This window comes from Oryzomicrobium terrae (genome assembly GCF_008274805.1).
Classification (GTDB): domain Bacteria; phylum Pseudomonadota; class Gammaproteobacteria; order Burkholderiales; family Rhodocyclaceae; genus Oryzomicrobium; species Oryzomicrobium terrae.
Genome location: NZ_CP022579.1, coordinates 1,530,561 through 1,542,849 on the forward strand (window position 1 = coordinate 1,530,561; position 12,289 = coordinate 1,542,849).

The 12,289-nt window shown below is 68.6% G+C and carries 11 protein-coding genes; 7 read left to right on the forward strand and 4 right to left on the reverse strand.

Annotated elements, in window-relative coordinates; all coding sequences use genetic code 11:
• The first annotated feature begins 8 nt into the window (after positions 1 to 8).
• On the forward strand, positions 9 to 476 hold the full coding sequence (locus tag OTERR_RS07085; protein ID WP_149425284.1) for a GIY-YIG nuclease family protein: 468 nt from the start codon (positions 9 to 11) through the stop codon (positions 474 to 476).
• Between the two features lie 23 nt (positions 477 to 499).
• Here OTERR_RS07085 and OTERR_RS07090 read toward each other — a convergent pair whose 3' ends face one another.
• The 3 genes from OTERR_RS07090 to mobA form a co-directional block, all read right to left on the reverse strand.
• Positions 500 to 3,118: a putative bifunctional diguanylate cyclase/phosphodiesterase gene (locus tag OTERR_RS07090; RefSeq protein WP_149425285.1), complete on the reverse strand. Its 2,619-nt coding sequence runs from the start codon at positions 3,116 to 3,118 to the stop codon at positions 500 to 502.
• 15 nt (positions 3,119 to 3,133) lie between these two features.
• A complete protein-coding gene (locus OTERR_RS07095; protein WP_187775325.1) occupies positions 3,134 to 4,396 on the reverse strand; it encodes an EAL and HDOD domain-containing protein in 1,263 nt (420 codons plus the stop codon).
• Between the two features lie 275 nt (positions 4,397 to 4,671).
• Positions 4,672 to 5,397, reverse strand: a complete 726-nt coding sequence (mobA, locus tag OTERR_RS07100; protein ID WP_149425287.1) for a molybdenum cofactor guanylyltransferase MobA — start codon at positions 5,395 to 5,397, stop codon at positions 4,672 to 4,674.
• 112 nt (positions 5,398 to 5,509) lie between these two features.
• Here mobA and OTERR_RS07105 point away from each other — a divergent pair, with 112 nt between their 5' ends.
• Positions 5,510 to 6,157 carry a DNA-3-methyladenine glycosylase family protein gene (locus OTERR_RS07105; protein ID WP_149425288.1) on the forward strand — a complete coding sequence of 216 codons (648 nt, stop codon included), beginning with the start codon at positions 5,510 to 5,512 and terminating at the stop codon, positions 6,155 to 6,157.
• Between the two features lie 14 nt (positions 6,158 to 6,171).
• Here the strand turns inward: OTERR_RS07105 and OTERR_RS07110 are convergent, their stop codons facing one another.
• The gene (locus tag OTERR_RS07110) at positions 6,172 to 6,936 is read right to left on the reverse strand and encodes a sulfite exporter TauE/SafE family protein (protein WP_054620615.1); all 765 of its coding nucleotides are present in this window, start codon (positions 6,934 to 6,936) and stop codon (positions 6,172 to 6,174) included.
• A gap of 292 nt (positions 6,937 to 7,228) precedes the next feature.
• Here OTERR_RS07110 and OTERR_RS07115 point away from each other — a divergent pair, with 292 nt between their 5' ends.
• From OTERR_RS07115 to OTERR_RS07135, 5 genes are all read left to right on the forward strand, one after another.
• Positions 7,229 to 8,698: a sensor histidine kinase gene (locus OTERR_RS07115; RefSeq protein ID WP_149425289.1), complete on the forward strand. Its 1,470-nt coding sequence runs from the start codon at positions 7,229 to 7,231 to the stop codon at positions 8,696 to 8,698.
• Between the two features lie 28 nt (positions 8,699 to 8,726).
• Complete coding sequence (locus OTERR_RS07120) at positions 8,727 to 9,224, forward strand: hypothetical protein (RefSeq protein ID WP_054620617.1); 498 nt, start codon at positions 8,727 to 8,729, stop codon at positions 9,222 to 9,224.
• Between the two features lie 3 nt (positions 9,225 to 9,227).
• On the forward strand, positions 9,228 to 10,589 hold the full coding sequence (locus OTERR_RS07125; protein ID WP_149425290.1) for a sigma 54-interacting transcriptional regulator: 1,362 nt from the start codon (positions 9,228 to 9,230) through the stop codon (positions 10,587 to 10,589).
• Between the two features lie 308 nt (positions 10,590 to 10,897).
• On the forward strand, positions 10,898 to 11,338 hold the full coding sequence (locus OTERR_RS07130) for a hypothetical protein (RefSeq protein ID WP_054620619.1): 441 nt from the start codon (positions 10,898 to 10,900) through the stop codon (positions 11,336 to 11,338).
• Between the two features lie 89 nt (positions 11,339 to 11,427).
• Positions 11,428 to 12,189, forward strand: coding sequence for an outer membrane lipoprotein (locus OTERR_RS07135; protein WP_149425291.1), 762 nt, complete (start codon positions 11,428 to 11,430; stop codon positions 12,187 to 12,189).
• Positions 12,190 to 12,289 lie beyond the last annotated feature (100 nt).

Consider the following 12,289-nt stretch of genomic DNA (forward strand, 5'->3'; position numbering starts at 1 on the left):
AGACGGGCATGGGAGCACGGGCGGCCCCTATCTCTCCCCAGGGTGAGCCTGGTGCTGCCACAGTGGCCGCCGATACGGCACCGGCGCCTGGGCCAACCACCTACCGCCTGCACATCCGCGTCGCGGCGCTGCTCACCGTGACGGTGGGGCGGCTGGGGACGTTTGCCTTTCCGGCCGGGGACTACGTCTACACCGGTTCGGCCCGGCGCAATCTGGAGGCGCGGGTGGCCCGCCATTGCCGCCGGGCCACGGCGGAGCGGCCCAAGCCCCTGCGCTGGCATATCGACTATCTGCTGGCCAGGCCGGAAGCGGCGGTGGTTCGGGTGGAGCGGCTATGCGCCGATGAATGTGCTGCCAATCAGGCGATGGGCGGCACCGTGCCGGCGCCGGGGTTCGGCGCCAGCGACTGCGCCGCCGGCTGTATCAGCCATCTACGCTACCTGGGACCGGGGGAGGCCAGCCCGGCTGGGCGTTAGCAGCCCCTTGGTGGGTGTCGGGCTTAGTGGGTGGTTGCCGGGGTGGCCGAGGCGATGCCGGCGGCGCCATTGACCCGGGCCAGCAGGGCGGCGAACTCGTCGGCTGGGAGCGGTGGCGAGAAGTGGTAGCCCTGGATCTCGTCGCAGCCGGCTTCGGCGAGGAAGCGCAGTTGGGCCTCGGTCTCCACCCCTTCGGCGATGACGCACAGCTTGAGGGCCTTGGCCATGCCGATGATGGCCCGGGCGATGGCCGAGTCGTTGGCGTCCTCGGGCAGGCCGCGGACGAAGGATTGGTCGATCTTGAGGTTGTCGATGGGAAAGCGCTTCAGGTACGCCAGGCTCGAATAGCCGGTGCCGAAGTCGTCCAGGGACAGGGACAGGCCGGCCTGCTGGAATTCTTCCATCATCGCCACCACCCGTTCCGAGTTGTGCATCAGCATCGACTCGGTGATTTCCAGTTCGAGCACGTCGCCGGTGAGGCGGTGGCGCGCCAGGGTGTCGCTGATCTGCTGTGGCAGGCCGGGCTGGAACTGGCGGGATGAGAGGTTAACCGCCAGGCGCACCAGGGGCAGGCCCTGATCCTGCCAGGCGCGGGCCTGGGCGCAGGCGGCATTGATGACCCACTGGCCGATAGGGATGATCAGGCCTGTTTCTTCGGCCAGGGGAATGAACTCGGCCGGCGGGATCGGTCCCATTTCCGGGTGGCGCCAGCGCAGCAGCGCTTCGGCACCGACGACCCGGTGGCTGGTCAGGCACAACTGGGGCTGAAAGTGCAGGCTCAGCTCGCCCTGCTCCAGGGCCCGGCGCAGGGCGCCTTCGAGCTTGAGACGTTCCCGGGAGCGACGGTTCATTTCCTGGGAATAGAACAGGAAGCCGTCGGCGGTGGATTGCTTGGCCCGGTACATGGCCACGTCGGCGTGGCGCAGCAGGGTTTCGGCGTCGCGCCCGTCGTCGGGGAAGAGGGCTATGCCGATGGCCGCCGAGATGCGCACTTCCTCGTGGCTGCCGTCACCGGCCTGGAAAGGGTGGTGCAGGGCATCGAGCACCTTGTAGGCGACCCGGGCGGCATCGTCGCGATGGGCGATGTCGAGCAGGGCGATGACGAATTCGTCGCCGCCCAGCCGGGACACCACGTCCTCGGCGCGCACCGCCTTGGTGAGGCGCTCGGCCACGTCGCGCAGCAGGTAGTCGGCGGCGGCATGGCCGTAGGAGTCGTTCACCGTCTTGAAGCGGTTCAGGTCGATGAACAGCAGGGCGCCGTGGGACTGGCGCCGCTGGGACTCGACCAGGGCCTGGGCGAGCAGGGAAAAGAGCAGGGAGCGGTTGGGCAGGCCGGTGAGGCTGTCGTAATAGGCCAGCCGGTAGATCTGCTGCTCCTGGGCCTTGCGCTCGGTCAGGTCGGAAAAGACGAAGAAACGGTGGGTTTCCTCGCCGGCGGTGTTGCGTACCGCGGCCAGGGATACCCAGGCCGGGTAGCGCTCGCCGCTCTTGCGCTCGTCCCACAACTCGCCCTGCCAGGCACCGCTGGTGGCCAGGGCGAATTCCACCTCGGTGGTGGCGCCCGGGTCGCGGCGTACCGACTCCAGGATGCGCGGCGGCTGGCCCAGTACCTCGTCCTCGGCAAAGCCGGTGATGTCGCTGAAGGCCCGGTTGACCGAAACCACGTGGCCCCGGTGATCCACCACCACGACCCCCTCGCTGCTCTGCTCGAAGATGTGGGCATGCAGCCGCAGCTTTTCCTGGGCGGCCAGTTGGTCGGTGATGTCGATCAGGTAGCCGATGATCGAATGGGGGCGTTCCTGGGCATCCCGGGCCAGGGAAAGGGTGATGCTGGCCCAGAATTCCGCTCCGTTCTTGTGCCGGCCGCGTACCTCGAATTCGCGCTGGTTGCCTTCGAGGAAGGCGTTGAACATCCTGTCTTCCTCCCGCTCGTCGGCGTAGAGGAACAGGATATGGCGGCCGATGGCCTCGCTGGCGGCATAGCCGAACAGGCGTTCGGCGCCCTTGTTCCAGCCAGTGATGAAGCCGGACAGGTCCATGGTCAGGACCGAGTCGTGAATCTGGTCGAGGATCGCCCCCTGCTGGGCAAGCTTGGCTTCGGTACGGGCCAGGGCGGCTTGGCGCTCCTGCAGTTGCTGGCGCACGTGCAGGCCGTGGGCGAGCAGGCCGGCGATTTCGGCAAAGCGTTGCTGTTCGGCCCGGCCATAGCCGCCGCTGCGCCCGGCGACGCCGACCATACCCAGGGGCACCTGGCCGTAGCGCAGGGTGACGCCCATGCGAGTGCTAGCGCCTGTGGCCGGATCGCTGGCGGCAACTACCGGCAGGCCGGTTTCCAAGGCCTGGAGGAACAGTTGCCGCCAGGGAAGCGGCAGGGCGTCCCGGTAAGCGGCGAAGCAGGTTTCCGGCCCGACCAGGGTCAGGGGCGAGGGCGTCGCGGCCGCCACTCCGTCACCCAGGCAGCTGACGAAGCAGCCCTCGGGGCTTTCCAGGGCGCTGCAGCACAGCGCCTGGATCAGCTCCTCGGGTACCGGGCCGGTGCTGCCGACCAGGGTCGCGGCCAGGCGGGCGGCGAGGTCCAGGTCGCTGATCCGGGCGGAAGACATGGCGGTGGGGGAGGGGATCGGGTCGAATTCGGGGGCCACGTTGATCCTGGCGCGTTAGTTGTCCACCGCCAACTGGCTGGTCCAGCCAAAGGCTTGCTGCTGAATGCGCAGCCAGGTTTCGGGGGCGACTCCTGCCTTGCCGAGGGCCGCGCTGGCCTCGTCGAAGCGCCCCTGTTCGGCGGCGGCGATCAGGGCGAGGCCCCAACCCAGGGTGCCGTCGCCCTCGAGCAGGCCGCGCCCGACTTCATCGGGCAGCGGCAAATTGACCAGGATGTCGGCCATGGGCAGATGCAACAGGGTGGGCAGCAGGGAGAACACCCCGACCATGTAGGCGCAGTCCGGGCATTCCTCGGCACCCCGCTCGGCGATGGCGTCGTGGAGCAGGCCTTCGAGCAGGCTGCCCCGGTAGGCGGCCTGCTTGAGCAATGGGTTGGGCTGCTGATGGGCCTGGCTGAACTGGTTGGCGTAGATGAGCAGTTGCAGCCAGCGTTGCAGCTGGCGGCGGCCGAGCAGCATCAGCGCCTGGGACAGGCTGCTGACCTTGGACGGGCTGCCCACCGAGACCGAATTGACCAAGCGCAGCAGGTTGTAGAGCAGTTTGGGCTCGCCGCGGAAGACTTCTTCCAGATCCTGGGTCGGGGCGTCCTGCACCACCAGGGAGAGCAGGCGGAGCAGCTTGAGCTTGGTCGGGTCGGTGGGGGCGTTGGGGTCGGTTTCGCTGCGGCTGATGAATTCGGCGCTCAGCAGGGTAAAGCCCCGGGCTGCACACCAGTCGAACAGGTTGCGGTTGGTGACCTGGAGACCGACCAGGGGGCGTCCTTCCTCGCGAAAATGCAGCAGCAGATGGGGCGAGATCGCTTCCCGGGCCAGGTGGGCATCCACTACGTCCGCAGTGATGCCGGCGAATTGGCCGTCCACCAGGGCTTGAAACGACAAGGCGTCGGAATGCCACAGCGCACTGCCCAGTCCGGCCTGGGTCAAGGCAGCGGTGCGCTGTCCATCGGCCTGCTCTGGACGCAGGGGAATGAAGAACGGAGTCAGGGGAGCACCCAGGCCGTAGCCTTTGGGCGGGGGGACCGGGTCGCCATCGATCGCTTCGGGCTGGACCGTGCGCGCCAACACCGGCCAGCGGGCGGCTTTGCCGGGGCCAAAGGCGGCGATGAAATCGCTGGGGAAAAAACTGGTGGGAAACGCCTCGGGAGGCGGTTGATCGGACTTGGCTGCCGAAGCTGCCGGCGGTGCCAGGACCAGGTCGATGGCGGCCCAGGACTGATCGGCGGCCAGCAGAGGGCGCAGGAAGGCGTAGCGGTTAGTCACGATCGCGGGAAATCCTCGGTAGCCCAACACTGCATATGCAGGATGGGAGTAATGGGGCAATGCCGGGTTGAAACCGCTGCAGAGTCGTTGTTGTTAGGCGTGGTGACGCTGGTGCAAACGGAAAGCATGAGGCCGGAAACAGAGGAAAGCGCCGCTTGAGGTTTTATTCTGGAAAAGAATAGCGCGAAGGTGCGCAAACACCAATCCGGCCCGCGGGATTGTGATGCCCCTTGGGGCTCGGGCGGGTTGATTTTAAACAAATATTGCCGCAAATATTATTCTCCCGTGGCGCGGGTTTCTTGCGCTTTTGTGGCCTCGGCCACCCGTTCGAGGGCTTCGGCCGTATTTAGGTTGGCAAAAGCGTCAGGGTCGGGGAATGGGACAACGGCCGTTGCAAAGCGTTCATGCCAACCGCGTATCGAACGGCCGCCGCCGGCCAAATAGGCCGCCAGATCCGCCGCCAGATTCGTGCGCAACAGGGCGCAGGCGTAGTGCTGCCGGCCACCGGCTTCGGCCAGGGCCAGAGCTGCGCCGCTGCCGGTCAGCGCCCGGTGCAGGCACACGGCCAGATCGGCGGGAAAATTCGGAGTATCGCAAGGCACTACCACCAGAAATTGGGGGGGCGCATCGCTGGTCGCCAAGGTGTCCAGGGCGGCCAGAATGCCTGCCAGGGGGCCGTTGAAGCCGGGTTGGGCGTCTTGCACCACCGGGTAGCCGAAGCGCCGATAGTCCTCCAGGTGACGATTGGCGCTGATCACCACCCGTCCCACCTGCTCCTCCAGGCGCCGGGCGGCATGCAGGGCCAGGGGGATGCCGTGGTGCAGCAGCAGGCCTTTGTCCAGGCCCCCCATGCGCCGACCTTCGCCGCCGGCCAGTACCAAGCCGGCCACCACCCCCGGGGGCAGGGGCACGTCTTCCGCCAGCGTGCCGGTGGGGGCGGGAACAGGGGAGGCGAGGGGACTTGGTGCGGCCGGCGGGGGGGATGTAGGCGGGGTAGGCATGAACGAAATGGTAGCGGTGTTTTCACACCGGACGATGAATTAACCGAGGGAAGGAGCAGGAAGCGCTACGGCCGGTGTGCGACTTGGGGCGCGGCCGCTTCCGCTTGCGATCATGGTTCCAGACTATTGGCCCGCCGCGACCCGGGCCCTTGCTGCCGACGATGCGGTCATGGCCGAGCTGGTGCGCCGCTACGCGGGCTTTACCCTGGTGTCCCGGGGCGATGCCTTTACCACCCTGGCCCGGGCCATCGTCGGCCAGCAGATCTCAGTCAAGGCCGCCGATGCGGTGTGGGCCCGCTTTGCCGCCCGGCTGGAGCGCGAGGGCGAGATGCGCTCCGGTCGGACGGGACCGACCCCCGAGCGGCTGCTGGCCATCGGGGCGCCGGGGCTGGCCGGCTGCGGACTGTCGGCACGCAAGACCGACTACCTGCTCGACCTGGCCCGGCATTTTGCCGAGGGGCTGCTCCACCCCGGGCGTTGGCTGACGATGGACGACGACGCGGTGATCGCCGAACTGACCGCGGTGCGCGGCATCGGCCGGTGGACGGCGGAGATGTTCCTCATCTTCAACCTGCTGCGCCCGGACGTATATCCGCTCCAGGACCTGGGCCTGGTCAAAGCCATCCGCCTGCACTACTTCGCCGGCGAGGACGTGCCCCTGCCGGCCCTGGCGGCCTTCGGCGAACGCTGGCGCCCCTGGCGCACGGTGGCCACCTGGTACCTGTGGCGCAGCCTCGATCCGGTGCCGGTGACCTATTGAATGGATTGAACGGATCAGTGGCTGAAGGTCTGCCAGGCCACCTGGCCGAGCAGGAGCACGGCCATGACCGCCAGCGAGACGTTCAGCCACTGCCGGTATTGGGCCGGCGAGGTGCGCGCCTGCAGGCGCATGCCGACCAGCAGGGCGAGCACCGCCAGGACGGTCAGGGCCAGGTTGCCCGGCATGTCGGCCCAGTGGATCTCACCGGCGGCGGCCAGGGAGCCGGCCTGGGTGAGTTTGCCGACGATGAAACACAGGTTGAAGATCTGGATGGTGGCGATCGGCGACAGGCCCAAGGCCATGAAGTAGATGGCGAGGGGCGGTACCGAGATGTTGACGGTGCCCGCGAGCAGGCCGCCGGTCAGGCCGGCCACCGCCTCCCAGGTCCGCGGCGCGCGGCGGATGAAGCCCCAGTCGAAGCCCTTGATGCGATTCATCGCCACCGACACCAGCATCATCAGCGCCAGCAGCACCTTGAGCGGCGCGCCGGGCACGCCGATCAGGAAGTGGGTGCCGACCAGGCTGCCGAGCAGCACATAGACCGGCAGGCGCCAGTGGGGCAGCAGGCTGGCGCCCAGGTTGCCGCCGCGCAGGATCGACAGGATGTTGAGGGCGATGTTGGGGATGACAGTGAGCACCACCGCCGTCTTCAGGTCGGTGACCGCCGCCAGGGTCGGCGTCGAGATGAGGGGGAAGCCGATGCCGATGAAGCCGTGGACCCAGGCGGCCAGGCCGACCAGGACAAGGGTGAAGGCGAGCAGCAGGGGATCGTCGAGCACGGTGAAGTCGCTGGGGTAAAAATTGGCACGCTACAGGAATGCCCCGTCCTGACAATCCGGGATTGCACGGAGAGGCGCGCCGGTAAAGGCGTTCCGAGGAGGTCGGGTGGGAGGCCGCGCCAGTTCTCGTTCTCCCGATAGGGTGGCTGTAGAACAAGCATTGGCGCGGGTTTCCGGCAAGGTGGCTGATGATTTTTGGCACCCTCTGCCGGGAAAAAAGCCCGGGCCGCCAGCCGTGTAGAATACGTCGCCCCAGGCCTGCTTCGGGTCGTTTTTTCGCCGTCCCACCGTCTTGAGCGCTCCGCCTTCCTCCCCCCGCTCCCGCCGCCTCGCCCCATCCTTCCGCAGCCTGCTGACGGTGGCCTTCCTGCTCGCCGCCTTGCCCCTGGTCGGTGCCCTGGTGGAGAGCGTGATCAGCCTCGAACGGCTCTCCCGTGAAGCGCGCCAGGCCGTGACCCAGGCTGCCGCCGGCGCCCGGGCCAGCCGCCAATTGGCGGACCAGGCCCTCACCCTGGAGCGCATCGCCCGCCAGGTGCAGATCCTCGACGACGCCTCCCTGCTGGCCGATTACCGCACGGTGCGCCAGCGCTTCAAGGCCACCTCCAGCGAACTGGCCCTGCTGCCCTTGTCCGAGGCCCAGCTGGCCACCCTCAACCAGGCGGTGGAAACTGAGCAAACCCTGTTCGCCCGCCTGAGCGATGCCGCCGAGGAAGGGGTCAAGGCCGCCAGTCTGGTGGAGGGCTACCGGCGCCTGTCGGACAGCGCCACCCAGCTGCTGGCGGCGAGCAACGAGATCAACGACCGGGAAGTGGCCCGCCTGGGCACCCTGGCCACCGACACCGAACGCCAGCTGTGGTGGCGCCTCACCGCCATGATCGGCCTGTCCCTCACCGGCGCGGCGCTGGCGTCCTGGCTGGTGGCCCGCCCCCTGAAAGCCCTGGGCCAGGCCGTGCGCCGCCTGGGGGAGGGGGACTTCACTCGACCGGTGGCGGTGAGCGGGCCCGCCGACTTCGAAGAATTGGGACGCCGCCTGGAATGGACCCGGCAGCGCCTGGAAGAGTTGGAGAGCCAGAAGCAGCGCCTGCTGCGCCATGTCTCCCACGAACTGAAAACGCCCCTCACCGCCCTGCGCGAAGGCGCCGCCCTGCTCAAGGAGGGCGCCCTGGGGCCGCTCAACCCGGCCCAGGGCGAGGTGGTCGGCATCCTCGACGACCAGTCCCGTCAACTCCAGGCCCTGATCGAGCGTTTCCTCGACTACCAGCGGGCCCTCCAGGATCTGGGCCGGGTCGAACTGGCCCCCCTGGACCTGGCCGATCCGGTGCATACGGCGGTGGAAAGCCATCGCCTCGCCGCCCAGGCCCGGGGGGTAGCGTTCGTGCTGGACGAGGCCGCTGCGCCCCTGCGGGTGCGTGGCGACGCCGACAAGCTGGCGACGGTGGTGGACAACCTGCTCTCCAATGCCGTCAAGTATTCCCCGGCCGGCGGCCGGGTGCTGGTGCGCCTGACCGCCCGGGACGGCGCTGCCGTGCTGGAGGTGTGCGACCAGGGGCCGGGGATCGCCGCCGAGGCCCGGGACCAGGTGTTCCAATGGTTCTACCGCGGCGCCCCGGGTCATTCCGCCCTGGCCGGTTCCGGCCTGGGCCTGGCCATCGCCCGGGAACTGGCCGAAGCCCAGGGCGGCCGCCTGGTGCTGGGCGAACCGCGCCTGCCCGACTACCCTGGTGCGGCATTCAGCCTCACCTTGCCGCGCCTGACCGAGTGAACGGCCGGCGCCGACGAAAGATGCGACGATGACTTTTGCTTTTTATTTTTTCCCCAGCCGGCGCTGGCTGCGCCGGCTCGCCCTGGCGGCCTGGCTGCCCCTGGCCGCCTGCCAGAGCCTGCCGCCGGCAGCCAGCCTGACGACCATTCCCGGCAGCGACGGTGCCCGGGTTCTCGATGCCCTGGCCCTGGGCCAGCGCATGAGCAATGCCGGCGGCGACGAGCAAAAGCGCGAGTTGAGCCACGCCCAGCAGGCCTACAACCGGGAAAAATCCCTGGAAAACCGCCTCAACCTGGCGACCCTGCTGGCCTTGCCGACCCCGCTGCTGGGTGACGAAACCCGTGCCATTGCCCTGCTGGAGCCGGTGGCTGCCGGTTCCCCCGGCCCGGCCCGGGATTACGCCGGGTATCTGCTCGCCCACCTGCGCGACCGGGTGCGCGAAGGCAAGTCGGCCCGCCAGTTGAAGGAACAGCTCGACGCCCTGAAGTCCCTGGAGCGCCAGCTGATCGAACGGGGAGGGCGCTGAGCCATGGCCGCCCCGATTCCCGACATCCTGGTGGTGGATGACGAACCCGATCTGCTGCGCCTGATCGGCCTGCGCCTGACTGCCGCCGGGTATGCGGTGCAGGCCGCCGATAGCGGCGAGGCCGCCCTGGCCATGTTCGACGCCTACCAGGAGGCGCGCCCGCGGCTGGTGATCACCGACCTGAAAATGGGCGGTATGGACGGTCTAGCTCTGTTCGACGCCTTGCAAAAGCGGGCGCCGGGCCTGCCGGTGATCGTGCTCACCGCCCACGGCACCATTCCCGACGCGGTGGAGGCGGTGCAGCGCGGCGTGTTCGGCTTCATTCCCAAGCCTTTCGAGGGTTCGACCCTGCTCGCCGAAGTGCAACGGGCCCTGGCCCTGGCCGCCCTGCCGGGGGGCAACGGCAACAAGAGCGGCTGGCGCGACGAGATCATCGCCGTCGGCCCGGCCATGCGCACCGTACTGGAACGGGCCGAACTGGTAGCCGCCACCGACGCCCCGGTACTGGTGCTGGGGGCCAGCGGCAGCGGTAAGGAGGTGCTGGCCCAGGCCATCCACCGCGCCAGCCCCCGGGCGGCCCGGCCCTTCGTCGCCATCAACTGCGCGGCGATCCCCGAACACCTACTCGAATCCGAGTTGTTCGGCCACCGCAAGGGCGCCTTCACCGGCGCCGCCTACGACCACAAGGGCCTGTTCCAGCAGGCCGAGGGCGGCACCGTCTTTCTCGACGAGATCGGCGACATGCCTCTCATCCTCCAGGCCAAGCTGCTGCGCGTGCTGCAGGAGCGGGAGGTGCGCCCGGTGGGGGCGTCGGCATCCCTGCCGGTGGACGTGCGGGTGGTTTCCGCCACCCACCGCAACCTGGACCAGGCCATTGCCGAGGGGCGCTTCCGCGAGGATCTCTACTACCGGCTCAACGTGGTGTCCCTGGTGTTGCCGCCCCTCTCCGAGCGGCGCGAGGACATCCCGGCCTTGGCGCGCCACTTCCTGCAGCAGGCGGCGGCGCGCTACGGCCGCCCGATCAGTGGTTTTGCCCCGGAGGCTCTGGAGCTGCTGGTAGCCGCCCCCTGGCCGGGCAACGTGCGCCAGTTGCAGAACGCGGTGGCCCAGGCCGTGGCCCTGACCCCCTCCGGCGTCGTGCCGGCGGAGCGGGTGCGCGAGGCCCTGCGCGAGGAGTCCGTGGCCCTGACGCCGCTGGACGAGGCCAAGCTGGCCTTCGAGCGGGATTACCTGGTGCGCTTGCTCAAGCTCACCGCCGGCAACGTCACTCAAGCCGCCCGCCTGGCCGAGCGCAACCGCACCGAGTTCTACCGCCTGCTTGAACGGCACAGCCTCGATCCAAAGCGTTTCAAGGACGTCGGCTAAACCGGGTCTCGGGCCGGGTAGAGCGCAGCAGCCCCACTGTCGGGGCTAAACGACAGCCGATAATCCCGTTAAAACAATGCGTTGGTTGTTCGCGTCGGGTTCTCTGCCTACCGGGCTGTCGTGCTGGCCCGACGGGTCCGGGGCGTTGTCGTCACGATTTCGTCCGGGCCCCGGCTGCCGCTGCTTTTTAGTGTTCCTAGTTCCTTGATGTAGTGATGTTTTTTCTTCCCCGGGATGGTCCTGGCACGGCTGTTGCGATGGACTAGACAACGATGCCCACTCGGGCGTCGATCCTGGAGGAAAAAAACATGTCTCGCACCCGTCGTTTCGTGCTCCCCGCTGTGCTGGCCGGTCTAACCGCCGCCCTGCTGGGAAGTGCCACCCCGGCGCTGGCCCATGGTGGCTTCAGCGGTGACGCCGTGATTGGCGGCGCCCTGGGAGGCGCTGCAGGCGCGGCCGTCGGCTCCGCCGTGGGCGGTCGCGATGGCGCCATTGTCGGCGGGGCCCTGGGGGCCGCCACCGGGGTGGTCGTCAGCGGTTCCCGCCCGTCGTACTACGCCCCGCCCCGTCCCGCCTACGTCTATGGCCCGCCGCCGGTAGTCTATGCGCCCCCGCCGCCGGTCTACGTGGTGCCGGCCTACGCGCCCCGTCCGGTCTATGCCCCTTATCCCTACTACGGCCCGCCGGGACGCGGCTGGGGCCGTCATGAGCATTGGCGCGGCCGCCACGGCTGGCGCGATGACGATTGATCGCCCGCTGCGATTCATCTGCTACCCGGTGCCGCACTAGCGCTTGGCGCTGCCGGCACCCATCAACGACAAGAACTCAGGAGATCCCCATGAACGCTTCGACGACGATTCCGACCTCCCCGACCGGTGCTTCGCCCCAGGATGCCGCTTCCCCCAGCCTGGCCGCCAAGCCCCGCTTGCATCCGCTGCTGACCGCCGCTGCCGTTTCGGTCACGGTCTTCAGCCTGATGGGGGTGGCGGCCATGACGGGCTTGCTGCCTCATGCCCAATCCACCACCCCGTCGGTGCAAAGCGCCGCCGCCGAGGGGGCGGCCAAGGCCTTGGTGCCGGAGGAGGGCGCCCGCAACGGGGCCGAGGTGAATCGCAGCGCAGAGCCTCTGGCGCCGCCGGCAGAGCCCCGTCCGGCCGCCGCGCCGCGCAGCCACCGGCAGGCGCCCTTGCAGGTTCGCTCCGGCGCTGCTAGTAACCCGGCCGCTAACGCCAGCGAAGCAGGTCAGATGGCCGCCGCTCCGATCTGTGCCAGTTGCGGCGTGGTGGAATCGGTGCGGGCCGTTGAGGTGGAAGGCAGTGGCAGCGGCCTGGGGGCCGTGGCCGGCGGGGTGACCGGCGGCCTGGTGGGTAACCAGATGGGTAATGGCAACGGCCGTACCGCCATGACCCTGCTTGGCGCCGTTGGCGGTGCCTTCGCCGGCAACGCCATCGAGAAGAATGTGCGCAAGGAAACCACCTACCGCATCACAGTGCGCATGGACGATGGTTCCTACCGCACGGTGTCCCAATCCCACGTCCCGGCCGTGGCCGTGGGCGACAAGGTAAAGGTGGTGAACGGCACCGTTACCGCCCGGACCTGAGCTCCTGAATTTGACTGCCGGGCGAGCGGCGGCGTTGTTGCGGTGCCACCCGATGTGATGTCCGATCAGGCAAGCCCTGTGGCAAAGCTGCTGTCGGGAT

Coding starts and splice junctions, on each gene's coding strand:
- OTERR_RS07125 (WP_149425290.1), top strand. CDS start 9,228: ATGGCCGCCCCGATTCCCGACATCCTGGTGGTGGATGACGAACCCGAT.
- OTERR_RS07120 (WP_054620617.1), top strand. CDS start 8,727: ATGACTTTTGCTTTTTATTTTTTCCCCAGCCGGCGCTGGCTGCGCCGG.
- OTERR_RS07085 (WP_149425284.1), top strand. CDS start 9: ATGGGAGCACGGGCGGCCCCTATCTCTCCCCAGGGTGAGCCTGGTGCT.
- OTERR_RS07130 (WP_054620619.1), top strand. CDS start 10,898: ATGTCTCGCACCCGTCGTTTCGTGCTCCCCGCTGTGCTGGCCGGTCTA.
- OTERR_RS07135 (WP_149425291.1), top strand. CDS start 11,428: ATGAACGCTTCGACGACGATTCCGACCTCCCCGACCGGTGCTTCGCCC.
- OTERR_RS07105 (WP_149425288.1), top strand. CDS start 5,510: ATGGTTCCAGACTATTGGCCCGCCGCGACCCGGGCCCTTGCTGCCGAC.
- mobA (WP_149425287.1), bottom strand. CDS start 5,397: ATGCCTACCCCGCCTACATCCCCCCCGCCGGCCGCACCAAGTCCCCTC.